Consider the following 26,247-nt stretch of genomic DNA (forward strand, 5'->3'; position numbering starts at 1 on the left):
CCGGGCAGATCGAGTGCACCGTTTTCAGGGTCAGTGACCGAGCACCCAGTCGAGCGCCTCGCCAACGGTGCAGGCCAGAGGCACCCCAGCGGGGTCGGCGGGACGCTCGACCACGACGACCGCCACCCCGAGTTCGGCGGCGGCGTCGAGTTTGGCGGCGGTCGCGGTGCCGCCGGCGTCCTTGGTGACCAGCACGTCGATGCGCCTGCCTGCCAGCAGGGTGCGGTCCCCGGACAGGGCGTAGGGGCCACGGGCCCGCAGCAACTCCCAGGCCGGGGGCAGGGGTTCATCCGGCGGCTCCACCACCCGCAGCAGCACGTACCGGTCGGTCCAGCACAGGAACGGGGCCACCGACTGCCGCCCCACACTCAGGAACACCCGCTGCCCCAGCCGCTCGGCCGCCACCCGGGCAGCCTCCAGGTCAGCGACCCAGTGCCACGAGGCAGCGTCCGGACGTGCCCGCCAGCTCGGCCGGGACAACCGCAGCAACGGCACCCCTGCCGCGGCGCACGCCTGCGCGGCGTTCGCACTCATCCGGGCCGCGAACGGGTGAGTGGCGTCGACCACCGCCCGGATCGACTCCGCTTCCAGGTAGGCCACCAGCCTGCTCGCCCCGCCGAAGCCGCCGACCCGGAGCCGTCCCGGTGGTGCGGAGGTGCCGCCGACCGCCCCGGCCAGTGAGGTGACCGCGTCCACGCCGGCCCCCTGCAGCTTCGCGGCCAGGGCGCGCGCCTCGCTGGTGCCGCCCAGGATCAGCACCGTCATCGTCGTGACCAACGCCAGGCCAGTCCGACGCTCACCACCGCCGCGGCCGCCGATACCACCTTCGCCAACGTCACCCCGCGGGCCAGATCGGCCGGGCCGGGGCCGGGGTCGAAACCCAGCTCGCCGCGATCTTCGACGACGCCGCCGTAGGTGTTGCGGCCGCCCAGCGTCACCCGCAGCGCGCCCGCGAAGGACGCCTCCACAACCCCGCCGTTCGGGCTGGGATGGGCCGGTGACTGCTCGACCGAGCAGCGCACCGCGTCCTGTGTCCGGCCGCCGACCACCGGTGCCGCGAGCGAGGCCAGCGCCCCGGCCAACCGCGCCGGCACCCAGTTGAGCAGGTCGTCCAGCTTGGCCGAGGCCCAGCCGAAGTTGTTGTAGCGCTCGTTGCGGTAGCCGACCATCGCGTCGAGGGTGTTGGCGGCCCGGTACGCCAGCAGCCCCGGCACGCCCGCCACCGCCCCCCACAGCAGCGGCGCCACCACCGCGTCCGAAGTGTTCTCGGCCACCGACTCCAGCGTGGCGCGGGCCACCCCGTCGGCGTCCAGCGACGCGGGGTCGCGGCTGACCAGATGCGTCACCCGGTCGCGGGCCGCGGCCAGGTCGCCCGCCTGCAGGGACGCCGAGATGAGGTCGGCCTCGCGGGTCAGCGAACGGCCGCCGAGCACCGTCCAGGTCGCCGCCGCCGTCAGCAGCACGGTGCCCGCCGCGCTGCCCCGGACGCCGCGCTGCAGCACCCAGCCCAGCGCCCCGGCGCCACCGACCAGGGTCGCGGTGAACGCGGCACCGGCGGCCCGTTCGTCGCGATACAGCCGCCGCTCCAGGCCGTTGGCCACGGCACCGAAGCCCGCCACCGGATGGTGGCGGGCCGGGTCGCCGAGCAGCTGATCAGCCACCCAACCCAGGCCCAAACCGAGCGCCACCGGACCCTTCATGTCGCTCCTCACCCGGTTGTTGCGGATGCCCCGCGCGGTCCGATCGAGTGTGCCAGACTGACTCACGAACGCGGTCAATGAGCTGAGGAACCCGGTGCGACTCCGGGACGGTCCCGCCACTGTGACCGGAGCGATCCGGAAGTCAGGAACTGCCCATTTCCGTCGAGCACAGACATCGGGCGCGGATACCTGAGGAGGCTCTCTTGCCTGCTGCCCCTGCCACCCCACCGACGCTCACCGGCGTCGGGGTGGGCCCCGGCGATCCCGAACTCGTCACGGTGAAGGCCGTGCGGGTACTGGCCGCCGCCGACGCCATCCTGGTCCCCGACCCGGACACCGGCGCCACCGAGGTGGGCCGGGCCGAACAGGTGGTGCTGCACGCCTGCCCCGAGGCGGCCGGCCGCATCGTGCGGGTGCCGTTCAGCATGGCGCAGCGTTCCGGGGTCGGCACCAAGCGCCGGCAGTCGTGGGAGGCGTCCGCGCAGGCCGCCCTGGACGCCTACGCCGGCGCCGCCCGCAGCGTCGCCTTCGCCACCGTCGGCGACCCCAGCGTCTACTCCACGTTCTCGTACCTGGCCGCCCACGTCCGCGACGCCCTGCCCGACGTGGTGGTCGAGGTGGTGCCCGGCATCACCGCGATGCAGGCGTTGGCCGCAGCCGGCCGCGTCCCGCTGGTCGAGGCGCAGGAGTTGCTCACCCTGGTGCCGGTGACCGCCGGGCTGGAGACCCTGGCCCGCGCCCTGGAACTGTCCGACACCGTGGTCGCCTACAAGGGCGGACGCCACCTGCACGAGGTGCAGCGGCTGGTCCGCGAACGGCGTCCGGACGCCACCGCGGTGATCGGCGTGAACGTCGGACTGGCCGGCGAGCAACTCATGCCGCTGGCCGAGCTGGACGCCGACCGCGCGCCCTACTTCTCCACCGTGCTAGTCGCCCCGACGCGCACCGCGACCGGGGGGCGGCTGTGACCGGGCGCGAACACGGCGAAGTGGTGTTCGTCGGCGCCGGACCGGGGGCGTCCGACCTGATCACGGTCCGCGGCGCCCGGGTGATCGCCGAGGCCGACATCGTGATCTGGGCCTCCTCGCTGGTGGACGCCGGAATCGTGGCCGGCGCGCGCCCTGACGCCGAGGTGGTCGACTCCGCCACCCAGCCGCTGGAGGGAATCGAACCGCTGTACCGGCGCGCCCACGAGCACAACCTGCTGGTCGCCCGGGTGCACACCGGCGATCCGTCGATCTACGGCGCCACCGCCGAGCAGCGCCGAATCTGTGACGAGATCGGCATTCCGCACCGCACCGTCCCGGGCGTCTCCGCCTTCTCGGCCGCCGCGGCCCTCGCCGACGCCGAGATCACGGTGCCGGAGGTGTCGCAAACGCTCATCCTGACCCGGCTGGAGGGCGGGCGTACCCCGATGCCGTCGAAGGAGACGGTGCGCAACTTCGCCGCCCACGGCGCCACGATGGCCCTGTATCTGTCGGCGGCCCGGCACAAGGTGCTGCAGGACGAACTCATCGCCGGCGGCTACGCCCCCGACACCCCCTGCATCGTGGGCTACAAGGTCACCTGGCCCGACGAACTGATGCTCGGCTGCCGGCTGGACGAACTGTCGGCGACCATGTCCGAACACAAGCTGTGGAAGCACACCGTGGTGCTCGTCGGCCCCGCCCTCGCCGCTCAGGGCGACACCCGCAGCCACCTCTACCACCCGGGTTTCCGGCACGAGTACCGCCGGGCCGAGGGCGCACCCCCGGTACCGGCCGACGACACCATCCACCGCAGGACGCACCGATGATCACCGTGTACGGACTGCTCGGCGCCCCCTCCGAGGCGCTCCGCAAGGCAGCGGCCCTCGCTGACCGGGTGGTCGGCGGACGCCGCCTGTTGGACGCCCTCAACGTCGAGCCGGATAGGCGGATCACGTTGGGCGCACTCCGGCTGGCGGTGGAAAGGATCGTCGACCTGCCCGAGGACGCCGACGTGGTGGTGATCGCCAGCGGCGACCCGCTGTACTTCGGTGTGGTCCGTTCGCTGCGGGCGGCCGGGTTACGGCCCGCGGTGGTGCCGGGGGTGTCGTCGATCGCGACCGCCTTCGCCGCCGTCGGCTTGCCCTGGGACGACGCCGCCGTGGTCAGCGTGCACGGGCGTCCGCTGGAGACCGCCCTGGACGCCGCCCGCCGGCACCCCAAGGTGGCGGTGTTCACCGCGCCCGACCACGGCGTCCGGGAGTTGGCGGCCGGCCTGGCCGGGCTGCAGCGCTGGTTCGTGCTGGCCGAACGGCTCGGCGAACCCGACGAGCGGGTCCGGCTGCTGAGCGCCGACGAGGCCCTGGTGACCGAGCCGCTCGAACCCAACGTGGTGCTCATCCTGGACCGACTGCCCGCCGAACCGGACGCCGCCTGGTCGGGCGTGGTGGCCGGGCCCGAGCCGTCCACGACGCCGCTGCGGCCCGACCGCCACGGACCGGACGTGATCGGGCAGGTCACCTCGGGCCTGGCGTCGATCGCGCGGGCCGACCAACTCGACGCCGTGCTCGGCGTGACCACCCGCCGCTACACCGAGGGCGCCGTGGCCGGACTGCCGCGGGCCTGGGCAGAGTGTGACCTGATCATCAGCCACCTGGCGCTGGGCGCCACCACCCGGATCATCGCGCCGCTGCTGGAGTCGAAGAAGACCGATCCGGGCGTGGTCGTGGTCGACGAGGCGGGCCGGTTCGCCGTCCCGTTGGTAGGAGGTCACGGCGGCGGCGCCAACGAGCTGGCGGCCCGGATCGCCGAGGGCCTGGGCGGCACCGCCGTGCTCACCACCGCCACCGACTCGCTCGGGCTGCCCGCCCTGGACACCCTGGGCTGGCCCTGGTCGGGCGACGTCGCGCAGACCACCCGGGCCATCCTCGAGGGCCACCCGGTGGCGCTCACCCGCACCCGGCCGTGGCCGCTGCCGCCGCTGCCCGGCAACGTCGCCGAGCCGGTCCCGGACGCCGTGGCCAGGATCGTGGTCAGCGACGAGTCCCCGGCCGAATCCACCGAACCGGGCGAGGCACAGGGCGAGGGCGCGCAAGCCGGTGCACCCGGCCGCACCGACCACCCGAACCTGCCCACGGTGGTGCTGCGGCCCCCGTCCCTGGTGGCCGGAATGGGATGCAACCGCGGCACCTCCGCCGACGCGCTCGAGGCGCTGCTCCGCGACACCCTGAGCGGTGCGGGCCTGGCGTGGGAGTCCCTGGCCGCGATCGGGTCGGTGGACGCCAAGTCCGACGAGCCCGGTCTGGTCGCACTGGCCGCCCGCCTCGATCTGCCGTTCGTCACCTTTCCCGCCGACACCCTGGCCGCCCACCCGGTGCCCAATCCCAGCGATCACGCGCTGGCAGCCGTCGGCACGCCGAGCGTCGCCGAGGCGTCCGTGCTGGCCCAGGGTGCGGAGCTGGTGGTGCCCAAGCAGCGCACCACCGAGGCCACCTGCGCGATCGGCCGGATCGAACCGATGGGCATGCTCGCCGTCGTCGGGCTGGGGCCCGGCGAACGCGACCTGACCACGCCGCGGGCCCAGGACGCCATCCGCAACGCCTCCGTCGTGGTCGGCTACCGGCCCTACGTCGACCAGGTCACCGACCTGATCCGCCCCGGCACACAGGTGCACGCCTCGGGCATGGGTACCGAGGAGGCCCGGACCGCCCTGGCCATCGCCAAGGCCCGGGAGGGACGCCGGGTGGCCCTGGTCTGCTCGGGCGATCCGGCGATCTACGCGATGGCGTCCCCCACCCTGGAACAGGGCACCGAGGGCATCGCCGTCGAGATCGTCCCCGGCGTGACCGCCAGCCTGGCCGTGTCGGCGATCCTGGGCGCGCCGCTGGGTCACGACCACGCCACCATCTCGCTGTCCGACCTGCACACCGACTGGCAGACCATCGAACGCAGGCTGACCGCTGCCGCCGAGGCCGACCTGGTCACCGTGCTGTACAACCCGCGCAGCCGCACCCGGCTGATGCACCTGCCGCGGGCCCTGGAGATCTTCGCCGCGCACCGCCCGGCCACCACGCCGGTGGCCGTCGTCGAAGAGGCGTGCCGGCCCGACCAGAAGGTCACCTGCGCCACCCTGGCCGACTTCGACCCCACCTGGGTGAACATGAACTCCCTTGTCGTGATCGGTTCGTCGACCACCCGCTACCTGCCAACCGGACGCGGAGGCACCGTCATGGTGACCCCGCGCGACTATCACTGGATGCACCATGCCTGAGCCCGCCCTGCCCGCACTCGTCCCCGCGCCCGAGGACCGGCACGTACCGGCCCCGGCCGACCCGGCCGCCGTCCCGTCCTCGCCGCCACCGCTGGTCATCGCCGGCCACGGCACCCGGGTGAACGCGGGCGCCGAGGCGGCCCACCAGCTCGTCGAGCGGGTCCGCGGGCTGCTGCCCGGCGTCCGGGTCGAGGCGGGGTTCGTCGAGCTGACCCCGCCGACGATCGACCAGGCGCTGGACGAGGTGCTGGCCACCGCACCGGCCGCGGTGGTGGTGCCGCTGATGCTGGGCACCGGCGGACACGTGCGCGAGGACATCCCCGAGGCGATCGACGCCGCCAAGGCCCACCACGTCGACGCCACGGTGGTGCGCACCCGGCACCTCGGCTCGCCGTCCGCCCTGATCAGGGCCGTGCACGCCCGGATCGCCGAAGCGCGGCGCGACTGGCCGGCCGAGGAGACCGACGTGCTGATGGTGGGCCGCGGCTGCAGCCTCACCGAGGCCAACGCCGACCACGTCCGGCTCTCCAGGGTGATCTTCGAGACCGGCGGCTACCACCAGGTGCTGTCCGGGTTCATCCAGGTGGTGCGGCCGTCGGTGCCCGACATCCTTGAGCAGTACTACGCCTCGGGCAGCCGCCGCATCGTGGTGATGCCGCACTTCCTGTTCACCGGACGCCTCGACGAGTGGGTGCACGGCCACGTCGAACGGTTCCGCACCGCCCACCCCGACTGTGAGGTGCGGGTCGCGGACGTGATCGGCCCCGGCCAGGAGCTCGCCGAGGTCGTCGCGCAGCGCTACAAGGAGGGGGCGCTGCGGGCGCGCACCACCATGGGCTCGCCCGCCTACCTCACCGGTCTGCTGCTCGCCGGACGCCGCACCCTGGTGGTCGGCGGCGGCTGCGTCGCGCGGCGCCGCGTCCCGAAGCTGCTCGAGGCCGGCGCCACCGTCGACGTGATCGCCCACGAGCTGCACCCCTCGTTGCAGCACCTGGCCGATGCCGGCACGATCGGCTGGCAGGCCCGCGACTTCACCCCCGACGACCTCGACGGGGCCTGGTACGTGATGGCGCTGACCGACTCGGCCGAGGTGAACGCCGCCGTGGTCGCCGCCGCGGAGCAACGCCACACCTTCTGCGTGCGGGCCGACTCGGCCGACGAGGGGTCGGCCTGGACCCCGGCGACCGGCGACACCGCCGGGGTGACGGTGGCGGCCATCACCAGTCACGACCCGATGCGCGCCCGGGCGATCCGCAACCGGTTCCTCGAGGTGGTCGCCGAGGAGGGCCTGTGAGCGACCCCCGGCAGGTGCGCTACGAGTACCTGACCGACGGTGCCGAGATCTACCGGCGCTCGTTCGGGACGATCCGCGCCGAGGCCGACCTGTCGGCGCTGCCGGCCGACCTGTCCCCCGTCGCGGTGCGGATGATCCACGCCGCCGGGCAGACCGACCTGCCCGCGTCCCTGGCCTGGTCGCCGGGGCTGGTGGCGTCCTGCCGGACGGCGCTGCGGGCCGGGGCGCCGATCCTGTGCGACGCGCAGATGGTGGCCAGTGGGATCATCCGGTCCCGGCTGCCGGCCGACAACGAGGTGGTGTGCCACCTGGGCGAGCCGCGGCTGGCGGCGCTGGCGTCCGAACTGGGCACGACCAAGACCGCCGCCGCCGTCGAGCTGTGGAAGCCGTTGCTCGAGGGGGCGGTGGTGGCGATCGGCAATGCGCCCACCGCCCTGTTCCACCTGCTCGAGGTGGTCTGCGACACCGGGATCAGGCCGGCCGGGGTGCTGGGCCTGCCGGTCGGTTTCGTCGGTGCGGCCGAATCGAAGCAGGCGCTGGCCGACAACCCGTTCGGCCTGGAGTACCTCGTGCTGCACGGACGCCGCGGCGGTTCCGCGATCACCGTCGCCGCCATCAACGCGATCGCCAGCGAGGTCGAGTGAGCAGTGAACTGCTGCTGATCGGGATCGGCGCCGGCCACCCGGACTGGCTGACCCTGCAGGCGATCGACGCGATCAACGCCCTCGACGTGCTGTTCGTCGTGGTCAAGGAGGGCGAGTACGACGAACTGGTGAACTTCCGCCGCTCGCTGATCGCCCGGCACCGCCACGCGCCCCTGCGCAGTGTCGAGCTCACCGATCCGCCGCGCCCGTGGCGCACCGCCCCCGACTACGCCGCGGCGGTGGCCCGGTGGCGGGCCCAACGGCTGCAGAGCTGGGGGGCGGCGGTGGAACGCGAATTGCCCGAGGGCGGCACCGGCGGCTTCCTGGTCTGGGGCGACCCGGGCCTGTACGAGAGCACGCTGGCGATCGTCACCGAACTGGCCGCCTCGGCGACCGTCGCGCACGAGTTGCAGATCCGGGTGATCCCGGGCATCAGTTGCGTGCACGCGCTCACCGCGGCCCACCGGATTCCGTTGAACCGGCAGGGCCGCGCCGTGCAGGTGGCTCCCGCCAGACTGCTGCGCGACGGCATGCCCGCCGGCGTCGACGATGTGGTGGTGATGCTCGACGGCAGGCAGACCTTCGGGCTGATCGACCCATCCGGCCTCGACATCTACTGGGCGGCCTTCCTCGGCACCCCCGACGAGCTGCTGGTCGCCGGCGACCTGGCCACGGTGCGCGAGGAGATCGCCCGGGTGCGCGCCGAGGCGGCCGCGGCCAAGGGCTGGATGTTCGACACCTACCTGCTGCGCCGACGCTGAGTCACCGCCACCCGGGCGTCGACCCTGAAAACGGTGCACTCGACCGACCCGCCTCGATGAGTCCCGCCTCGATGGGGCGGCCGGCTCGAGACGAGTGCACCGTTTTCAGGGTCCGGCCGTCGCTCCCGGCGTGAGACCGCCTTCAGCTGCACCCGCCGGCATGCTTCGGTAGTGGCTGCCGCAGTGATCGGGAACCCGGTGCGAATCCGGGGCTGTCCTCGCAACTGTGAGTGGGGAGCCGACCTCCCAGCAACGCCACTGGAGTGATCCGGGAAGGCGGGGGTCGGCGGTCGTGGCCGAGCTGGCCGCCGCCGACTACCCGAACGAGGTGGGCACCGGCGTGTGGGACATTCACTCCCCCCGGGTGCCGGACGCCGACGAGATCGACGCGCTGCTCGCCAGCGCCATGGCAGCCCTGCCCGCCGAGCGACTGTGGGTGAACCCCGACTGCGGGCTGAAGACCCGAGCCTGGCCCGAGGTCGAGGCGTCGCTGGCGATGCTCGTGCGGGGCGCGGCCCGTGCCCGCGAACGAGCTGCCGTGACCCCCTGACCTCGGGCCGGAGCGTCCGCCCTGACCTGGAATGGGGACGGTTCCTTTTCAGGCTCTTCACAATCGGGGGTGTAGGTGGGGTCTGAATCCGCCGGTTTCGAGTAGTGATCTGGCGATGTAGTTGGTCAGGTTCCGGAAGCCGAGGGCTGAGCCGCGGAGGTGTTCGAGTCGTCCGTTGATGGCTTCGGTGGGGCCGTTGGAGGTGCCGGGTCGGTCGAAGTAGGCCAGCACGTCACTGGCTCGCAGTTTCAGGGTTCGGCCCAGGGTGCGGAGTTCGGCGAGCGCTGCTGGGACGCCGCTGGCGAGGCTGGTGATGAGCGTGTTCATGAGGTCGCGGCCGCGAGCGGGGTCGGGGTCGCGGTAAGCGGTGATCATCCGCTGGTAGGCGGCCCAGGTGACCTCGACGGCGACGTGATCATCGTCGGCGAACAGGGCATCAAGCCGGTTCTTCTGTTTGTCGGTGAGCAGGCTCGTGCCGGTGTGCAGGGTCCGCCGAACTGAATAGAGCGGGTCACCGGCCCGGCCGCGGTGGCCGTGCAGATCCTGCTGGATCCGGCGGCGGCAGTTGTCGAGGGCGTCGCCGGCGAGCCTCACGACGTGGAAGGGGTCCATCACCGCGACCGCTTGAGGCAGTTCTTCGGTGGTGGCGGTCTTGAAGCCGGTGAACCCGTCCATCGCGACCACTTCCACGCTGTCTCGCCAGGCCTGGTCGCGTTCAGCCAGCCACTGCTTGAACACTTGTTTCGAGCGGCCTTCGACCATGTCGAGCAACCGGGCTGGCCCCTTGCCGGTTCGGGGACCGGTCAGGTCGATGATCACCGTCACGTACTTGTCGCCGCGGCGGGTGTGCCGCCAGACGTGCTCATCGACCCCGATCGTGGTGACACCGCCGAACCGTGTTGGGTCGTTGATCAGCACCCGGTTGCCTTCGGCGAGCACCGCATCGTTGGCGGTGTTCCACGACACCGCGAGTCCCTCGGCGATCCGGGCCACGGTGAGGTGCTGCACCACGATCCCTTCCAGGGCCCACCGCAGCCGGCGACGTGACAGCCTGGCCTTGGCCTCCGCGGCCCGGCTCGTGTCCTGGCGCCACACGTGACGGCAGTCGGCGCACCGATACCGCCTGACGATCACCTCCAGCACGGTCGGCCGCCACCCCAGCAGCTCGTGCGCGAGCCGACGCACCACCGTGTCCCGCAGCAGGCCGTGCTGGCCGCAGCGGTGACACCAGTCGTCCGGCTCCACCACCCGGCACGCGATCACCGCCCGTGCTGGTTCGACCATTTGGCCCACCGCAACAAGGCCCAACTCATCGAGCCGGCAGAAGATGGTCAGGTCAGGCGTCGCGAAGGCAGCGTCAGGCACGTCGAGGTCTTCCCGATGGGTTGGTGTGAGAACCCCCATCCTCGGAAGACCTCGACCCTCACCCCAGCACCGACGCGCCGACCACGATCACACCCCGCCTACACCCCCGATTGTGATGAGCCGTGTTGCCGTCCGTCATCTCGAAGGCGACGCGGGTGATGCCAAGGGCGCCGAGCGCCGTGGTGGCACTCCACTCTGGCGGCTCGTACCCGGGTAACTCATCCCCATCCGTTTCGGACGCACCGAAGAGGCAGTTGATGGGTTTGAATCCAACGACGCGCTGCGTCTCTTCGCCGGTGTCTTCATCGCGCTCTTTGCGGAACATCGGCCGCAAGATGTACTGCGCCTTGCTGCCCTTCTTCACCTGGCGACCGCTGTCGAGCCAGCATTGGTAAGTGTTTACCGGCTCACGGACGCCCTGCATGAAGAGTAGAACTTGATTTTCAAGGCTATACCGATAGAAGCGTGAGTAGATGGCACTCATCTGGCCGGGCATGGTCGTTGCTTCTTCCAGCACGCCCGGCCAGTTGGGTTGTGGGGGAGTAGGGTTTCGCTCAGGGGTTGACTTGCTCGTCCTCACGCATTGGTGCCTCGTTTAAGCTGAGGCCGATTATGAGCCCGTCTTCTAGCCGGGTCAATGGCAAAAGCTCACCGCACCGTAATGACAAAACCGCCGGTTGCTAGGTCGATGAAGACGAACACCGGCAGTGCCACAAGGAGTGCCCCGGCCACTATCAGGACGGGGCGCGGCCAGCCGCTAGCGCGGACACCTGTGACGATCAGCGCGACGCCGGCGACCGCCGACAGCACCATCAGGGCGAAGGGTCCGAGGAACCAGGTTGCCACGATCACGACGAGGAGGAATACCGCCCAGCTGTAGAGCTGGGCGGTGATGCCTCTTGGCTTCCCGGTCGTCGGCGTCGCAGGGGTGCCCATGCTCACCATCTTACGGGTAGACCTTGCAATCGCTTGACCACCCGTAGTGGACGAAGTCCCGATTCAGCCGCAGTTGTGCGCACAGCGTCTTGTGCCACGGGTACCAACCAGCGGCTCCCCAGCTGAACTTCCCCAGCGCCGCGCCTCGGCCTTCCCAGCCCGCATTGAATGTTGCTTTGTCAACGCCATCGGGCTGCCAACCGATCCAGAACGCGCTCTGGAATCGCTGCGGCAAGTTCACCAACGAAACGCTGCCGCCGCTGACGCACACGTTCGTGGTGTTGGTCGTAGAGAAGAGCCTGCTACGCGTCACGCCCCCGTAGTACGACGACTCCAACGTCTTCTGCCAGCACCGCGCGGTCGACCCTGAGTTGGGGCTCACGCTGTTTGAGGGCGTCGACTTGATGATGCGGAGCTTGATCGAGCCCTTCTTGACCTCCTTGTAGACGAGCGCACGATCCTTCTTCGGCAGTGCGTAGTAGGTCTTCTTCGGGTGCTTCGACTTGATGATCTTCGAGATCAAGGTCTTCACCCTGGACGCGGAACTCGCCGCCTGGGCAGGCGTAGCTGGCGCGCCGGTGACAAGGACGAGACCGAACAGCAAGGCGAGCAGCAGTGGGACGAGACGGGCCGTCCGGGCATTGGGTACGGACACGGGGAATCCTCTCTTGCTAGCCTTTGGAGGGTGTTGCGGCCAGCGAAGATGGCGATCCTAACCCACGAACTAAAAGATACCTATACGTTTGCAGGGATGAGTATTTAGGACGCGCGAACTTAATAGGCTCTTCACAATCCACGGTGTAGTTGGGATCTGAATCCGCCGGTTTCGAGTAGCGATCTGGCGATGTAGTTGGTCAGGTTCCGGAAGCCGAGGGGTGATCCGCGGAGGTGTTCGAGTCGGCCGTTGATGGCCTCGGTGAGTCCGTTGGATGTGCCGGGTCGGTCGAAGTAGGCGAGCACGTCGACCGTCCGTTGTTTCAGGGTTCGGCCCAGCGATCGGAGTTCGACGAGCGCGGCGGGGACGCCGCTGCTGAGGCTGGCGATGAGTTGTTTCATCAGGTCGCGGCCGCGGACAGGGTCGGGGTCGCGGTAGGAGGTGACCATGAGCTGTAGGCGGCCCAGGTGACCTCGACGACGACGTGGGCGTCGTCGGCGAACAGCTGCTCGAGGCGGTTCTTCTGTTTGTCGGTGAGCAGGCTGGTGCCGGTGTGCAGGGTGCGTCGGGCGGAGTAGAGCGGGTCGCCGGCACGGCCGCGGTGGCCGTGGAGGTCTTGCTGGATGCGGCGGCGGCACTTGTCGAGGGCGTCGCCGGCGAGACGGACGACGTGGTACGGGTCCATCACCGCGACCGCGTCGGGCAACTCCTTGGTGGTGGCGGTCTTGAACCCGGTGAAGCCGTCCATCGCGACCACCTCGACGGCGTCGCGCCAGGCCTGGTCTCGTTCAGCCAGCCAAGCCTTGAACACCTGTTTGGAGCGGCCCTCGACCATGTCGAGCAGCCTCGCGGGGGCCTTGCCGGTGCGTGGGCCGGTCAGGTCGATATCACGGTGACGTACTTGTCGCCGCGGCGGGTGTGGCGCCACACGTGCTCATCGACCCCGATCGTGGTGACCCCGTCGAACCGCTGTGGGTCGTTGATCAGCACCCGTCTGCCCTCGGCCAGCACCGCGGCGTTGGCGGTGTTCCAACTGACGTCCAGCCCCTCGGCGATCCGGGCCACGGTGAGGTGCTGCACCACGATCCCCTCCAGCGCCCACCGCAAGCCACGCCGCGACAGCCTGGCATTGGGTTCGGCGGCCCGGCTGGTGTCCTGGCGCCACACATGGCGACAGTCGGCGCCCCGATACCGGCGGACGATCACCTCCAGCACGGTCGGCCGCCAGCCGAGCGGCTCGTGCGCGAGCCGACGCACCACCGTGTCCCGCAGCAGACCGCGTTGGCCGCAGCGGTGACACCAGTCGTCCGGCTCCACAACCCGGCACGCGATCACCGCCCGTGCTGGTTCGATTCGTTGACCAACCGCAACCAGGCCCAGCTCGTCGAGCCGGCAGAAGGTGGTCAGGTCAGGGGCAGCGAAGGTAGCGTCAGGCACGTCGAGGTCTTCCGGATGGTTTGGTGTGAGAACCCCCATCCTCGGAAGACCTCGACCCTCACCCCGGCACCGACGCGCCGCCCACCATCACACCCCACCTACACCCCCGATTGTGATGAGCCCCGTCCCCATTTCAGGCCAATCTCAGTCGGTGACGTCGAGGTAGCCGTGCGCGCCACGCTCGGCGTCGGCCATCACGTGACTGACCAGCGGGTACCGCCCGGGCTCGTGGAACACCGCCTCGACGAAACCTCCCTCGGCCGGTCCGAGAGTGAGCACCTGAGCGCCCCCCGAGCGGTTTCCGAAGGCGTCCCGGCCGCGGTCGAGCCGGTAGCCACCCTCCCGGTAGACGGTGTCGAACTGCCCGCCGACGATGTGGATGCTGCTCGACCGGTTCGGACCCGCGTCCAGGACCCACAGCCGCACCCGCTCGCCCACCTTCGCCGACAGGGGCGCACTGTCGTAGCCGTTGGCGACCCCGTTGAACACCACATGGTCGGGGGTGCCGGCCGCGTGCGCGCGCGCGGCGTCCACCTCGGCGGCCGAGGCGGCGTCGGTGGCGGTCGACTGCAGGTACACCTCGGACTGCACCAGCAGGTACGACCGGTCGGCGGCGGGCAGCCCGTCGGGTTCGATCACCACCGCCCCGGTCATCCCGGCGGCGATGTGGGCGCTCATCGGCGCCGTCGAGCAGTGGTACATCCACACCCCCGCCCGGGTGGCGGTGAAGCGGTAGGTGAGCCGCTGCCCCGGCTCGATGGTGCGCATCGGCCGGTCCGGGGCCAGGGCCCCGGCGTGGAAGTCGATCGAGTGCCCCATCGAACCGTCGTTGACCAGGGTGATCACGAACACGTCGCCCACCCGGCCGTGCAGCGCCGGACCGACCGGGCCGCCGTTGTAGGTCCAGCGCCGCTGCCACACCCCCGGCGCCACCTCGAGCGGCACCTCGGTCACGGTCAGCGTCAGCCGGTGCACACGCTCGCCACCCAGCGGTGGCAGCACCGGGTCGACGATGCGCGCCGGCCCGGCCCCGGTGTCAGCGGGCATCGGGTGACCGTCACCGTCCGACGCGGTCGAAGACGGTTGCGCGGCCGGCTGGTCGTCGACCACCACATCGAACACCATCCCCATCAGCCTGTGCCCGGCCACCGAGCAGTAGCCCTCGAGCGCGGCGCCGATGATGCCGGCGTCGAGCTCGGTCCGTGCGCCCGGTGCGACCCGGCCGCTGGCCGCCGATCCGATCACCAGGTCGTGGGTGGTGGTGTCGGCATTGATCAGGACGACCACCAGCCGGTCGCCGCGCCGCACCTGCACCTGCGCGGGGCTGAAGTGCATATCGTGGGCGGTCACCTCGACCCGCACCACCCGTCCGGTCGAAGCCACCGCCCCGCCGGACGCCCCGGTCAGGCCGGCCGCGGAGGGGTCCACACCGACGCCGATGACGAGCGCGACGGCCAGGGTGGTACAGCCGGCGATCAGCTGACCGCCGGTGAAGATCGTCGGCCGAGCCCGCCGCTGCCCGCCCTCGTCGGACGGTGTCGCCCCATCGGCGGGTCGGCGGCGCGCAGCCAGGCCGGCGCGCAGGCCCAGTGCCATCAGCGGCAGGAACGAGGCGGCTGCGAGCAGCGCCAGCAGCGATCCTGTGACCTTGACCCAGCTGGGGCTGGGCAGCAGCCACAGGGCCACGCCGCCGTTGATCGCGATCAGCCGGACGCCTCCCGCCCGGTCGAACCAGGCCTGCGCCGCTCGGGCCACCCGCGGACCCCCACCCAGCACCACGGGCAACAGATAGGACAGTGCACCGGTCAGCAGTTGCACCGCGAAACCGGCGCCCAGCGCCGCTGCCGGCCAGACGAACCCCTGCCTCACCGCCGCCCAGTCGGTTGCGGTGACCAGGAGCCAGCCCGCCCAGGCGAGCCCGATCACCAGCCAGGCCAGCGAGGCTGCGACCGAGGAGGCGGCGAACTCGCGCGGCGGGCTGGTCCGCACCGGCCGCACCAGCCCCCGCCCCCACAGCGACAGCGCGCCGAGGTAGCAGACCAGCCCGGTGGTCGCCAGCCACCCCACCCCGGCCAGCGCGCCACCGACGGCGATCGCGATTCCGCCGCCGAAGACCGGCAGCGCCTGCCGGGTCCAGCGCTCGGCGGTGGCGTCCATCCTGGTCCGCAGCATGGTCGGCCACAGGGTGAGCAGGGTGCCCGTCACGGTCAGCCCGACCCAGCCGAGCAGGTTCGCCAGGGCGTGTGCGACCAGCAGCCGGCCGTGCCACGGGTCGGGCCACTCCAGGGCCAGCGTCACGCCCAGACCGATGCCGACCAGCAGGCACCCGGACGCCACGACGTAGTACCGCACGCTCACCCGGAACCGCGCCGGCAGGGCGGCCCGCACCATGCCGGTCAGCGCGGTCGCGTGCCACCCGACCGCCGCCGCGACCAGCAGGCCGCCGACAAGCGTCACCGGCCACCAGGCGGTGGGTACCCCCACCAGCACCGCCGACGCACCCGCCAGCAGCAGGGCGAGGCGCTGGGTGTGACGCCGCGCTTCGGCCGCCGACGCGGGCCGATGCAGCAGGGTCTGGGCGAAGTGGAAGCTCCACACCACGATCGCGTGGGTCAGCGCTCCCAGCAGTACCAGGTGCAGCAGCAGCCAGTTGGCGTCCGTCAGCCACCGGTGGGCGACGGCGACCAGCACGGCGACGACCAGCCAGCCGATCAGCGGCAGGTCGCGGAGCCTGGAGCGGCCACGCGCCCCGATGCGGGGTGCGGGACTCACAGCGTGGAGTCGTCCCGGTGGCCCGCCGCCTCGCCGTGACCGTGCACGTGCAACTCGCCGCCGTCGTGGGAGTGCGGGGTGATCGCGTGCACCTCCTCCCACTGCGGTCCGTCCAGCGCGATCGCCGCGGCCGGGAACAGGCCGTTGTCCTCCTTGTCGATGTGGGCGCGCAGAGCGTCCTCGAAGTGCATCATCGCCAATCGGTCCCCCGGGGCGAGGGTCTCCAGCAACCCGGCCAGCATCTCGTGCTCGCCGCACAGGGTGGCGATGTGGCCGGCGTACACCTCGTCGCGCGCCATCACGGTGAACAGTCCGGCCTCCTCCGCCACCGTGTGCGGCCACAGCAACTCCGCCACCCTCGCGCGCGCCGTGTCGAGCGCCGCCTGCTCACCCGAGGCCACCGCCGCCCGCAGCGCTCCGTTGGCGTTGATGATCTCCACGTGCTCGGTCATGAACCGCCCGATCACCTCGATCGAGTCACATCCGCAGTAGCTGCACATCGACACTCCTTTTTTCACATAGCTTCTTGTAGAAAATATCACTAGCATGGCCGGGTGAGCACGCCCCAACCGCGCGGCCCCCGACGGGCCCGCACCGACCGGCCCCGAGCGGCGGCACTGCGGGTGCTGAAGGTTCTCGCCGCAGCCGACGCTCCGGCCACGCTGGCCGCGCTCAGCGAATCGCTGGGCGGCCACCCGAACACCACCCGCGCCCAGCTCGAACACCTGGTCAGCGCCGGGTTCGCCACCGAGACGTCGCTACCGGCGTCCGGGCGGGGACGGCCGGCGCGAGCCTGGCGGGCCACCCTGGACGGCCGACAGGTGGCCGGCGAGGCGCCCGACCGGGAGCTGTGGGATCCCCTGCTTGAGGCGATGGCCGAGCACCTGGCGTCCGGCCCCGAACCGGGCACGGCCGCGCGGGAGGTAGGCCGGGGGTGGGGCGTCCGGCTGGTAGCGGCGGGCACCGACGACCTGGTCGGCGTCCTGACCCGGCAGGGCTTCACCCCCGAGCCGGACGCCGACGGGATCGCGCTGCGCACCTGCCCGTTGCTGGATGCGGCCGTGCACCGGCCCGACGTGGTGTGCGGCATCCACCAGGGCATGATCGACGCGATCGCCGACAGCCCGCAGCGGCTGCTGCCGTTCGCCCGGCCCGGCGCCTGCCTGGTGCGGCCGGCGTGAGCGCGAGCGAACGGGTGGGTGAGATCCCGGACGCCACGCTGCGCTGCGCGGTGATCACAGTGTCCGACGAGATCGCCGCCGGCCAGGACGAGAACCGGGCAGGCCCGCTGGCGGTGGCCGCGCTGGCCGGCCACGGGGCCGCGGCGAGCCTGCGGACCGTGCCGGACGACGTGGCGGCCATCAGGGCGGCTGTGACCACCGCCATCGACGACGGCGCCCGGGTGGTGATCACCAGCGGCGGCACGGGGGTCGGACCGTCCGACGTCACCGTCGACGCGGTCGCGCCGCTGCTCAGCTACCAGCTTCCCGGCATCTGCGAGGAGGTCCGCCGCCGTGGCGCGACGAGGGTGGCGGCGGCGCTGCTGTCCCGCGAGGTCGCCGGGGTGATCCTCGACGACCGGCCCACGTTCGTGCTGACCGCTCCCGGCTCCCGCGGCGGGATGCGCGACGCGATCGCGGTGGTCGGGCCGCTGCTGATCGAGATCGTCGGCCGGCTGGACGGCGCCGGGCACCACTGAGCCCTCCCGCCGCCCCGACGCATCCCCCGTGCGCCGGGACGGCGGCCCCGGGTCAGGCCTTCGCCGACTCCTCCACGGACGAGCGCGGCCTGCGTTGCAGGAGCAGGGCGAGCACCATCGCCAGCCCGGCGGTGATCACCAGCAACCACAACCCCAACGCGTAGGAGTTGGTCTGCGGGTTGTAGGTGGCGCCCATCACCAGCGGCGGGAAGTACCCGCCCAGTCCGCCGGCGGCAGCCACCACCCCGCTGACCGAGCCGACCTTGTCGGCGGGTGCCAGGCGTGGCACCCAGCCGAACACGGACCCCATCCCGACGCCGAGCGCGGCGGCCATGGCGAGGAAGGTGGCCCCGGTGACGATGCCCTCGGGCGGCTGCAGGCTCACCACCCAGGCCAGGGCGGCCACCCCGACCAGGGAGATCACCGTGATCAGCTTGGCTCCCAGCTTGTCGGCGAGGATGCCACCGATCGGGCGGGCGATCACCGCGGCGATCACGAAGCTGCCCATTCGGGTTCCGGCGCCGATCTGGTCGACCTGGTCGGGGTAGACGGTCGTCAGGTACTTCGGCAGATAGGTCGAGAAGGCCACGAAGCCACCGAACACGATCGCGTACAGGAACGACATCTGCCAGGTGATCGGCAGCTTCAGCGCCCCCAGCACCACGGGCACCACCGGTCGCGGGTTGGGCTGCCAGGCCGGCGACTCCTTCATGCAGAACCACACCACGACGGCCATCACCGCCATCACCGCCGCGATCAGCAGGTGCGTGTTCAGGTACCCGATCCCGGCCGCCAGCCGCGGGGTGAGGAAGGCCGAGACCGCCGTGCCGATCATGCCCATGCCGAACACGCCGTTGGCGAAGCCGCGTTGCCCCGGCGGGTACCAGGCGCTGGAGAACGGGATGCCGACCGCGAAGATGGTGCCCGCGACGCCGAGGTAGAAGCCGGCCCCGATCAGCAGCCAGAAACTCTTGAGGCTGCCGGCCAGTGCCACCAGCAACACCGCGGGCACCGCTCCCAGCAGGACGTAGGCGAACATCCGGCGTCCGCCCAGCCGGTCGGTCATCGCCCCGGTGAGCACCCGGCCCAGCGCCCCGACCAGCACCGGGGTCGCGAGCATCAGCGAGATCTGGCCCTCGTTCAGACCCATCTCGGTGGCGTAGGTCTTCTGCAGCGGCGAGATCGACATCCAGGCCCAGAACCCGGTGGTCGACGCCAGGGTCGCCAGCAGCACCTGGCCCAGGCGTCCCTGGTACACGGCGGGCTGTTCGGTCATCGCTTGCCTCGCTCTCGGTCACGGGTACCCACCGGATCCCAGCCGCGGACGCGGGTGTGGGACGCCGCGGCAGGGACCTCGTCGCGGCTGCGGTACACGATGTAGGGACGGAACAGGTAGTGCAGCGGCACGGTGAAGGCGTGCACCAGCCGGCTGAACGGCATCAGCACGATCAGCGCGAAGCCCATCAGCACATGCACCTTGAACTGCCAGGTGCTGGCGGCCATCGCCTCCACGTCGGGCTGCAGGATCAGCAGCGAACGGAACCAGATCGAGACGGTCTCGCGGTAGTTGTGGTGCTCGCCGGTCGGGGTGTGGTCGCCGGTCAGCGTGGCCAGCATGCCCAGCACGATCGCGGCCACCAGCACCACGTACATCAACTTGTCGTTGCGGGTGGTGGCCAGGAAGACCGGGCCGGTGGTGCGGCGGCGGTAGATGAGCAGTGCGATGCCGGCCAGCGTGGCGATGCCGGCCACCGTGCCCGCACCCAGCGCGACCGCGTGATAGGTCTCCTGGCTGACCACCAGGTCGGTCCACGACTTCGGGATCAGCAGCCCCATCAGGTGACCGACCAGCACCACGAACAGGCCGTAGTGGAACATCGGCGAGGCGATCCGCAGCAGCCGCGACTCGTACAGCTGCGACGAGCGGGTCGTCCAGCCGAACTGGTCGTAGCGGTAGCGCCAGATGGTGCCGGCCACCAGCACCAACGCGACCAGGTACGGCAGTACGCCCCACAGCATGATGTCGAGCGGATTCATCGCTCAGCCCTCCCGGGAGTGGTGACCAGGTCCAGGCCGACCAGTTCGACGGGTTGCGCCTGGCCGAAGCGGGCCTGCACCTCGGCCCGGCTGCGCGGCGAGTCGCCCGGCAGAAGGTCACAGATCGCAGTCAGGACGCCGGCGTGCGGCAGGTCGTCGGCGCCGAGTTCCAACCGCAGCAGCTCCAGGCTGGCCCGGAACCGCTCCAGCAGCCCTCGGCCGCGCCCGGCGTCCCGGGCGGCGAACTCAAGCGCCATCGGCAGGTAGTCGGGCAGTTCCCCGCCGGTGTCGACCAGCAACCCGGAGTCGCGGTACACCTGCTTGACCTCGGCCAGGACGGCGCCACGGCGCCTGGTGTCACCGTCGGTCCAGTAGCTGAGGTGCAGGCTGTGCCGCCGGGACAGGTCGAACTCCTGGATGTGGAACGACTGCAACGCCGCCAGCCGGTCGCCGCGCAGATGCGCCAGCACCGGCGCGAACGACGCCGCAGCCGCGGTACCGGCCAGCGCCCGTTCGATGGTAGGCAGCGACTCCAGCAGTTCCTGCTCGGGGTAGGACAGCACCAGGGCCGCGGCCTGGTGGATGACGGCGTCCGAGACCCCGGCGTTCGCCGGGATGACGGCGGCTGCCTCCCGGGCACGGTGACCGTCGTGTGGGGCGTGATCCGGGGTGTCTCCGCGCAGGCGGCGTAGCAGGCTCACGGCTGGCCCCCCGCATCCTCGTTGGCGTCCCAGTTGAGCAGCCCGGTGCGGTGGTGCAACTGCTCCGCCGACGCCGCTTCCTCGGCCTTCTGCCGGGCCTTGAGCGCGGTGTAGGTCTCGATCGCGACCGGCACCGGGCGTCCGGACGCCTCACCGAACGGCCCGGAGGCGTACATGCCGGGGCCGCCCTCGAAGTCGAGCGAGCAGGCCAGTTCCTCCAGGTTGTGCGCCTCCTCGCGATGCGCCTTCGGGATGACGTAGCGGTCCTCGTACTTGGCGATCGCCAGCAGCCGGTACAGCTGCTCCAGCGCCTCGGGCGTCATGCCGACCGCGGCGGCCAGGTCGGCGTCGCGACCGGTTCCCAGCGTCACCCCGCGCATATAGGAGCGCATCGCGGCCAGCTTGTGCAGCACGTCGGTGACCAGTTCGGTGTCACCGCCTGTGAACAGTTCGGCCAGGTACCCGACCGGGATCCGCAGCGCGTCGATCGCCCCGAACAGGTTGCCGGCGGCCTCGGCGTCATGGCCCTGGCCGCGCAGCAGGTCGACCACCGGGGACAGCGGCGGGATGTACCAGACCATCGGCATCGTCCGGTACTCCGGGTGCAGCGGCAGCGCGACCTTGAAGTGCTTGATCAGCGCGTAGATCGGCGAGCGTTGGGCGGCGGCGATCCAGTCGTCGGCCATCCCGGCGGCCCGGGCCGCGGCGATCACCTCGGGGTCGCGCGGGTCGAGCAGCAGGTCGAGCTGGGACTGATACAGCTGGTCATCGGGGGCGGACGCCGCCGCCGTCACGGCGTCCGCGTCGTAGAGCACGATGCCGACGTAGCGCAGCCGGCCCACGCAGGTCTCGGCGCACACCGTCGGCAGCCCCACTTCGAGCCGCGGGTAGCAGAAGGTGCACTTCTCGGCCTTGCCCGAGCGGTGGTTGAAGTAGATCTTCTTGTACGGGCAGCCGGTGATGCACTGCCGCCAGCCCCGGCAGCGGTCCTGGTCGACCAGCACGATGCCGTCCTCGGCGCGCTTGTAGATCGCCCCGGACGGGCAGGACGCCATGCAGGACGGGTTGAGGCAGTGCTCGCAGATCCGGGGCAGGAAGAACATGAAGCTCTTCTCGTACTCGAACCTGATCTGCTCGTTGGCCTGGGTCCGCAGCTTCTCCACGATCGGGTCGGCCTCGCCGAGCTCGGCCACCCCACCGAGCGAGTCGTCCCAGTTGGCGCTCCAGGTGATCGCGGTGTCCTGGCCGGTGATCAGCGACTTGGGCCGGGCCACCGGGAAGTCGTCGCCGAGCGGCGCCGAGACCAGCGTCTGGTAGTCGTAGGTCCACGGCTCGTAGTAGTCGTCGAGTTCGGGCTGCACCGGCGAGGCGAAGATGCTCAGCAGCTTCTGGAAGCGCCCGCCACTACGCAGTTTGATCCCGCCGGACTTGGTGCGCACCCAGCCGCCGCGCCACTTTTCCTGGTCCTCGTAACGCCGCGGATAGCCCAGCCCGGGCCGGGTCTCGACGTTGTTGAACCACACGTACTCGGTGCCGGCCCGGTTCGTCCAGGCCTGCTTGCAGGTGACCGAGCAGGTGTGGCAGCCGATGCACTTGTCGAGGTTCATCACCATGCCGACCTGCGCCATGATCCTCATCAGTACGTCACCTCCTGCGAACGCCGCCGGACCGTTGAGACGATGTCGCGCTGCACCCCGGTCGGGCCGAGGTAGTTGAACGCGTAGGACAGGTGCGCGTAGGCACCGATCAGGTGGGTCGGCTTGAGCAGGATGCGGGTCACCGAGTTGTGGATGCCGCCGCGTTTGCCGGTCGCCTCCGACTTGGGGACGTCGATGGTGCGCTCCTGCGCGTGCTGGACGAAGCAGATGCCGTCGGGCAGCTTGTGGGTGACCACGGCTCGGGCCACGAACACCCCGTTGGCGTTGGTCAGCTCGATCCAGTCGTTGTCGGCCACCCCGATGGACGCCGCGTCGGCGACGCTCAGCCACGCCTGGGGGCCACCCCGGCCCAGGCTGAGCATGAAGAGGTTGTCCTGGTACTCGGAGTGGATCGACCACTTGTTGTGCACGGTCAGGTAGCGCAGCGTGATCGCTTTCTCGCCGGTCGGGCCCAGCTCCGGCTCGCCGAAAGCCCTGGTCATGTCCAGCGGCGGACGGAAGGTGGGCAACTGTTCGCCGGCGTCGATCAGCCAGTCGTGGTCGAGGAAGAAGTGCATCCGGCCCGAGAGGGTGTGCCACGGCTTGAGCCGTTCGGTGTTGATCGTGAAGGCGGCGTAGCGGCGCCCGCCGGTCTCCGAACCCGACCACTCCGGCGAGGTGATCACCGGCTGCGGCGCCTCCTGGGTCTGCCTGAACGTGATCCGCCGCTCCTCCTGACCCTCGGACAGGTCGACCAGGTCTCGTCCGGTCTTGGCTTCGAGATCGTGGAAGCCCTGGGTGGCCAACGCGCCGTTGGTGGTGCCTGAGAAGGCCAGGATCGCCTCGGCCAGCCGGGCGTCGGTGTCGATCGCCGGACGCCCCGCCGCCGGCCCCGACGGCATCACGCCGTGCGCCCTGCCGAGCAGCTCGACCGAGCCCTTGACGTCGTAGGTGATGTTCTTCACCGTGAAGCCGAGCCGGTCGGCCAGCGGTCCGACGGCCAGCAGCTTGTCGGCGAGCGCGGTGTAGTCACGCTCGACCACCATCAGCGCCGGCAGGTTGCGTCCCGGCACGGCCGGCAGGTCGGTGCCGCGCCAGTCGGGGACGTGGCCGCCCGGCTGGGCGATCTGGCCGGGGGTGTCGTGCTGCATCGGCACCGCGACCAAGTCGGAGCGGGTGTCGAGCCGGCCCCTGGCCAGCTCCGAGATCGCCCGCGACAGCAGCACGAAGAAGTCGAAGTCGCTCTTTGCTTCCCAGGGCGGATCGATCGCCGGGGTGAAGGCGTGCACGAACGGGTGCATGTCGGTGCTGGACAGGTCGTACTTCTCGTACCAGGTGGCGGCCGGGAAAACGATGTCGGACAGCAGCGTCGTTGAGGTCATCCGGAAGTCGGCGCTGATCAGCAGGTCGAGCTTGCCCTCGGGCGCCTCCTCGCGGAACGTCACCACCGTCGGCCTGACCTCGGCGGCGTGCTGGTTGGGCATCAGGTTGGCGCCGGTGCCGAGCAGGTGCTTGAGGAAGTACTCGTTGCCCTTGGCCGAGGAGCCGAACAGGTTCGACCGCCACACCACCATCGTCCGCGGCCAGTTCTCGGGGGCGTCGATGTCCTCCAACGCGGTGCTCAGTGAGCCGTCCTTGAGCCTGCCGGCGACCCAGTCGCCGACGCTCTCGGCCTCGCCTGCGGCCACCGCGGCCTTGGCCTCGTCGGCCAGATCGAGCGGATTGCGGTCGAACTGCGGGTAGAACGGCATCCAGCCGAGCCGGTGGCTGAGCGCCATCGCGTCGGCGGTGTGCAGACCGTCGAGGTGACCGGTGGACAGCGGCGACTTGACCCGGTCGGCCGAGTAGCCGTCGGTGCGCCACTGGTCGGTGTGCATGTACCAGTAGCCGGTGCCGATCATGGTGCGCGGCGGACGCGACCAGTCCAGCGCGTTGGCCAGGTTGAACCAGCCGGTCATCGGCCGGCACTTCTCCTGGCCGACGTAGTGTGCCCAGCCGCCGCCGTTGCGGCCGATCGAGCCGGTCAGCATCAGCAGCGCGATGATCGCCCGGTAGGTGACGTCGGCGTGGAACCAGTGACAGATGCCGGCGCCGATGATGATCATCGTGCGGCCCTGGGAGTCCTCGGAGTTCTTGGCGAACTCGCGGGCGATCCGCAGGCACGCCTCGGCCGGCACGGAGGTGATCGGCGCCTGCCAGGCGGGGGTGTACGGAACGGTCGGGTCGTCGTAGCCGGCCGGCCAGGTGCCGGGCAGGCCGTCGCGACCGACCCCGTACTGGGCCAGCATCAGGTCGAACACGGTGGTGACCAGCTGCTCCCCGACCCGCACGGTGGGGACGCCGCGGCGGATGATGGTGCCCTCACCGCGCGGGTCCTCGAAGCAGGGCAGGGCGATCTCGACGGGTTCGGCACCCTCGACGTCGATCAGCGACAGCGCCGGCCGCAACTTGCCCAGGTCGAGGTTCCAGTTGCCCTTGCCGGCCTCGTTGTAGCGGTCGCCCATCGTGCCGTTGGGGGCCGCCGGAGCGTTGGCCGCGGTGTCCCACAGCACGGTGCGGAAACCGGGATCGGGACGGTCGTCACGCCCGGCCAGCCCGGCGGCAGCCAGGTCGGCGGCGGTGACGAACTTGGCAGCGGTCAGTCCGTGGCCGTCGGGGTGTTCGACCAGGGTGACCAGCATGGTCAGGTCGGTGTACTTCGTCACGTAGTCGGTGAAGAACGGCACCTGCCGCTCGACGAAGTTCTCCTTGAGGATGACGTGGCCCATCGCCATCGCCAGCGCAGCGTCGGTGCCGGCCTGGGCGGGCAGCCATTCGTCGGCGAACTTGACGTTGTCGGCGTAGTCCGGGCTGACCGTGACCACCTTGGTGCCGCGGTAGCGCACCTCGGCCATCCAGTGCGCGTCCGGGGTGCGGGTGACCGGGACGTTCGAGCCCCACATCATCAGGTAGGTCGAGTCCCACCAGTCGCCGGACTCGGGCACGTCGGTCTGGTCGCCGAAGACCTGTGGGCTGGCGACCGGCAGGTCGGCGTACCAGTCGTAGAACGAGGTCATCGCCCCGCCGATCAGGTGGTTGAACCGGGTGCCGATGGCGTGCGACACCATCGACATGGCCGGGATCGGCGAGAAGCTGACGCAGCGGTCTGGGCCGTAGGTCTTGATCGTGTGCACGTAGGACGCCGCGGCGATCTCGATCGCCTCGTCCCAGGTGATCCGCACCAGGCCGCCCTTGCCGCGAGCGCGCTGGTAGCGGCGCCGGGTCTCGGGATCGGTGGAGATCTCGGCGAACGCCTTGACCGGGTCGCCGTCGTTGCGGGCCTTCGCGGCCCGGTAGGCCTCGACCAGGACGCCGCGGCCGTACGGGTAGCGCACCCGGGTCGGCGAGTAGGTGTACCACGAGAAGGCGGCGCCGCGGGGGCAGCCGCGGGGCTCGTACTCCGGCCGGTCGGGCCCCGTCGTCGGGTAGTCGGTCTGCTGCGACTCCCAGGTGATGATGCCGTCCTTGACGTAGACCTTCCACGAGCACGAACCGGTGCAGTTCACCCCGTGGGTGGAACGAACCACCTTGTCGTGGCTCCAGCGGTCGCGATAGAAGACGTCACCCTGGCGTCCGCCCTCACGGAAGACCGCGCGGTGGTCGTCGGTCTCGTCCCACTTGGTGAAGTAGCGGCCAAGCCTCAGCAGAGCGTCGGCCGCGGGCCCGTCCACCTGTGCGCGCTCTGTTGTCATGGCGCAATGCAACCACTGCGGATGCCCCTGCGCGAGAGTTTGCACGAATAACTCAGAACTTTTCACCGGGTCGAGCCCGCTCCCCCCGGGCC

At 70.9% G+C, this 26,247-nt stretch carries 22 protein-coding genes, 1 pseudogene and 2 riboswitches; of the genes and pseudogenes, 9 read left to right on the forward strand and 14 right to left on the reverse strand.

Features of this window, described 5'->3' with window-relative positions; genetic code table 11:
• Nucleotides 1-30 precede the first annotated feature (30 nt).
• Together OIE40_RS12360 and OIE40_RS12365 are read right to left on the reverse strand one after the other, a co-directional pair.
• Nucleotides 31-765, reverse strand: coding sequence for a cobalt-precorrin-6A reductase (locus OIE40_RS12360; RefSeq protein ID WP_264702687.1), 735 nt, complete (start codon nucleotides 763-765; stop codon nucleotides 31-33).
• Nucleotides 762-1,700 carry a cobalamin biosynthesis protein gene (locus tag OIE40_RS12365; RefSeq protein WP_264702689.1) on the reverse strand — a complete coding sequence of 313 codons (939 nt, stop codon included), beginning with the start codon at nucleotides 1,698-1,700 and terminating at the stop codon, nucleotides 762-764. Before OIE40_RS12365 ends, OIE40_RS12360 begins: the two co-directional genes overlap by 4 nt.
• An 86-nt stretch (nucleotides 1,701-1,786) precedes the next feature.
• Nucleotides 1,787-1,850, forward strand: a riboswitch (cobalamin riboswitch).
• A 53-nt stretch (nucleotides 1,851-1,903) separates the two neighbouring features.
• Here OIE40_RS12365 and cobI point away from each other — a divergent pair.
• The 7 genes from cobI to OIE40_RS12400 all read left to right on the forward strand — a co-directional run bounded on the left by cobI (nucleotide 1,904) and on the right by OIE40_RS12400 (nucleotide 9,185).
• Nucleotides 1,904-2,668: a precorrin-2 C(20)-methyltransferase gene (cobI, locus tag OIE40_RS12370; RefSeq protein ID WP_264702691.1), complete on the forward strand. Its 765-nt coding sequence runs from the start codon at nucleotides 1,904-1,906 to the stop codon at nucleotides 2,666-2,668.
• A complete protein-coding gene (gene cobM / locus OIE40_RS12375; RefSeq protein WP_319805232.1) occupies nucleotides 2,665-3,495 on the forward strand; it encodes a precorrin-4 C(11)-methyltransferase in 831 nt (276 codons plus the stop codon). The genes cobI and cobM overlap by 4 nt, the downstream gene beginning before the upstream one ends.
• Complete coding sequence (gene cobJ / locus OIE40_RS12380; protein WP_264702692.1) at nucleotides 3,492-5,936, forward strand: precorrin-3B C(17)-methyltransferase; 2,445 nt, start codon at nucleotides 3,492-3,494, stop codon at nucleotides 5,934-5,936. The genes cobM and cobJ overlap by 4 nt, the downstream gene beginning before the upstream one ends.
• Nucleotides 5,929-7,230 carry a CbiX/SirB N-terminal domain-containing protein gene (locus OIE40_RS12385; protein ID WP_264702694.1) on the forward strand — a complete coding sequence of 434 codons (1,302 nt, stop codon included), beginning with the start codon at nucleotides 5,929-5,931 and terminating at the stop codon, nucleotides 7,228-7,230. Before cobJ ends, OIE40_RS12385 begins: the two co-directional genes overlap by 8 nt.
• Nucleotides 7,227-7,874: a precorrin-8X methylmutase gene (locus tag OIE40_RS12390; protein ID WP_264702696.1), complete on the forward strand. Its 648-nt coding sequence runs from the start codon at nucleotides 7,227-7,229 to the stop codon at nucleotides 7,872-7,874. The genes OIE40_RS12385 and OIE40_RS12390 overlap by 4 nt, the downstream gene beginning before the upstream one ends.
• The gene (cobF, locus tag OIE40_RS12395; protein ID WP_264702697.1) at nucleotides 7,871-8,635 is read left to right on the forward strand and encodes a precorrin-6A synthase (deacetylating); all 765 of its coding nucleotides are present in this window, start codon (nucleotides 7,871-7,873) and stop codon (nucleotides 8,633-8,635) included. Before OIE40_RS12390 ends, cobF begins: the two co-directional genes overlap by 4 nt.
• Nucleotides 8,636-8,774: 139 nt before the next feature.
• Nucleotides 8,775-8,962: riboswitch (cobalamin riboswitch) on the forward strand.
• Nucleotides 8,928-9,185 carry a hypothetical protein gene (locus tag OIE40_RS12400; protein WP_264702699.1) on the forward strand — a complete coding sequence of 86 codons (258 nt, stop codon included), beginning with the start codon at nucleotides 8,928-8,930 and terminating at the stop codon, nucleotides 9,183-9,185. (Overlaps the previous riboswitch by 35 nt.)
• Before the next feature lie 57 nt (nucleotides 9,186-9,242).
• Here the strand turns inward: OIE40_RS12400 and OIE40_RS12405 are convergent, their stop codons facing one another.
• From OIE40_RS12405 to OIE40_RS12435, 7 genes and pseudogenes are all read right to left on the reverse strand, one after another.
• Complete coding sequence (locus OIE40_RS12405; protein WP_264702700.1) at nucleotides 9,243-10,550, reverse strand: ISL3 family transposase; 1,308 nt, start codon at nucleotides 10,548-10,550, stop codon at nucleotides 9,243-9,245.
• A 58-nt stretch (nucleotides 10,551-10,608) separates the two neighbouring features.
• Nucleotides 10,609-11,067 (reverse strand): ArdC-like ssDNA-binding domain-containing protein, encoded by a 459-nt coding sequence (locus OIE40_RS12410; protein ID WP_264702701.1) that lies wholly within the window; start codon nucleotides 11,065-11,067, stop codon nucleotides 10,609-10,611.
• Nucleotides 11,068-11,198: 131 nt separating this feature from the next.
• On the reverse strand, nucleotides 11,199-11,486 hold the full coding sequence (locus tag OIE40_RS12415; RefSeq protein ID WP_264702703.1) for a hypothetical protein: 288 nt from the start codon (nucleotides 11,484-11,486) through the stop codon (nucleotides 11,199-11,201).
• Between the two features lie 10 nt (nucleotides 11,487-11,496).
• The gene (locus OIE40_RS12420) at nucleotides 11,497-12,141 is read right to left on the reverse strand and encodes a hypothetical protein (RefSeq protein WP_264702715.1); all 645 of its coding nucleotides are present in this window, start codon (nucleotides 12,139-12,141) and stop codon (nucleotides 11,497-11,499) included.
• A gap of 131 nt (nucleotides 12,142-12,272) precedes the next feature.
• Nucleotides 12,273-13,578 (reverse strand): annotated as a pseudogene (locus OIE40_RS12425) (ISL3 family transposase).
• Nucleotides 13,579-13,722: 144 nt separating this feature from the next.
• Nucleotides 13,723-16,350: a multicopper oxidase domain-containing protein gene (locus OIE40_RS12430; RefSeq protein WP_264702717.1), complete on the reverse strand. Its 2,628-nt coding sequence runs from the start codon at nucleotides 16,348-16,350 to the stop codon at nucleotides 13,723-13,725.
• The gene (locus OIE40_RS12435) at nucleotides 16,347-16,850 is read right to left on the reverse strand and encodes a hemerythrin domain-containing protein (RefSeq protein ID WP_264702719.1); all 504 of its coding nucleotides are present in this window, start codon (nucleotides 16,848-16,850) and stop codon (nucleotides 16,347-16,349) included. The genes OIE40_RS12430 and OIE40_RS12435 overlap by 4 nt, the downstream gene beginning before the upstream one ends.
• Nucleotides 16,851-16,904: 54 nt before the next feature.
• Here OIE40_RS12435 and OIE40_RS12440 point away from each other — a divergent pair, with 54 nt between their 5' ends.
• A complete protein-coding gene (locus OIE40_RS12440) occupies nucleotides 16,905-17,531 on the forward strand; it encodes a helix-turn-helix domain-containing protein (protein WP_264702721.1) in 627 nt (208 codons plus the stop codon).
• Entirely contained in the window at nucleotides 17,528-18,049 is a 522-nt protein-coding gene (locus OIE40_RS12445) for a MogA/MoaB family molybdenum cofactor biosynthesis protein (RefSeq protein WP_264702723.1), read from the forward strand. The genes OIE40_RS12440 and OIE40_RS12445 overlap by 4 nt, the downstream gene beginning before the upstream one ends.
• A gap of 52 nt (nucleotides 18,050-18,101) precedes the next feature.
• Here the strand turns inward: OIE40_RS12445 and OIE40_RS12450 are convergent, their stop codons facing one another.
• The 5 genes from OIE40_RS12450 to OIE40_RS12470 are packed head-to-tail and all read right to left on the reverse strand — an operon-like array spanning nucleotide 18,102 to nucleotide 26,155.
• Entirely contained in the window at nucleotides 18,102-19,325 is a 1,224-nt protein-coding gene (locus OIE40_RS12450; protein ID WP_264702725.1) for an MFS transporter, read from the reverse strand.
• Nucleotides 19,322-20,086: a respiratory nitrate reductase subunit gamma gene (gene narI / locus OIE40_RS12455; protein WP_264702727.1), complete on the reverse strand. Its 765-nt coding sequence runs from the start codon at nucleotides 20,084-20,086 to the stop codon at nucleotides 19,322-19,324. Before narI ends, OIE40_RS12450 begins: the two co-directional genes overlap by 4 nt.
• Nucleotides 20,083-20,787 (reverse strand): nitrate reductase molybdenum cofactor assembly chaperone, encoded by a 705-nt coding sequence (narJ, locus tag OIE40_RS12460; protein ID WP_264702729.1) that lies wholly within the window; start codon nucleotides 20,785-20,787, stop codon nucleotides 20,083-20,085. Before narJ ends, narI begins: the two co-directional genes overlap by 4 nt.
• Nucleotides 20,784-22,424: a nitrate reductase subunit beta gene (narH, locus tag OIE40_RS12465; protein WP_264702731.1), complete on the reverse strand. Its 1,641-nt coding sequence runs from the start codon at nucleotides 22,422-22,424 to the stop codon at nucleotides 20,784-20,786. The genes narJ and narH overlap by 4 nt, the downstream gene beginning before the upstream one ends.
• Entirely contained in the window at nucleotides 22,424-26,155 is a 3,732-nt protein-coding gene (locus tag OIE40_RS12470; protein WP_264702733.1) for a nitrate reductase subunit alpha, read from the reverse strand. Before OIE40_RS12470 ends, narH begins: the two co-directional genes overlap by 1 nt.
• Nucleotides 26,156-26,247: the final 92 nt, after the last annotated feature.

Source organism: Micropruina sonneratiae (genome assembly GCF_025972045.1).
Classification (GTDB): domain Bacteria; phylum Actinomycetota; class Actinomycetes; order Propionibacteriales; family Propionibacteriaceae; genus Micropruina; species Micropruina sonneratiae.

What these genes read in the sequence shown, in the direction of transcription:
- OIE40_RS12435 (WP_264702719.1), bottom strand. Translation starts at nt 16,850, where the DNA reads ATGTGCAGCTACTGCGGATGTGACTCGATCGAGGTGATCGGGCGGTTC.
- OIE40_RS12450 (WP_264702725.1), bottom strand. Translation starts at nt 19,325, where the DNA reads ATGACCGAACAGCCCGCCGTGTACCAGGGACGCCTGGGCCAGGTGCTG.
- narH (WP_264702731.1), bottom strand. Translation starts at nt 22,424, where the DNA reads ATGAGGATCATGGCGCAGGTCGGCATGGTGATGAACCTCGACAAGTGC.
- OIE40_RS12415 (WP_264702703.1), bottom strand. Translation starts at nt 11,486, where the DNA reads ATGGGCACCCCTGCGACGCCGACGACCGGGAAGCCAAGAGGCATCACC.
- OIE40_RS12360 (WP_264702687.1), bottom strand. Translation starts at nt 765, where the DNA reads ATGACGGTGCTGATCCTGGGCGGCACCAGCGAGGCGCGCGCCCTGGCC.
- OIE40_RS12385 (WP_264702694.1), top strand. Translation starts at nt 5,929, where the DNA reads ATGCCTGAGCCCGCCCTGCCCGCACTCGTCCCCGCGCCCGAGGACCGG.
- OIE40_RS12365 (WP_264702689.1), bottom strand. Translation starts at nt 1,700, where the DNA reads ATGAAGGGTCCGGTGGCGCTCGGTTTGGGCCTGGGTTGGGTGGCTGAT.
- narI (WP_264702727.1), bottom strand. Translation starts at nt 20,086, where the DNA reads ATGAATCCGCTCGACATCATGCTGTGGGGCGTACTGCCGTACCTGGTC.
- OIE40_RS12470 (WP_264702733.1), bottom strand. Translation starts at nt 26,155, where the DNA reads ATGACAACAGAGCGCGCACAGGTGGACGGGCCCGCGGCCGACGCTCTG.
- cobJ (WP_264702692.1), top strand. Translation starts at nt 3,492, where the DNA reads ATGATCACCGTGTACGGACTGCTCGGCGCCCCCTCCGAGGCGCTCCGC.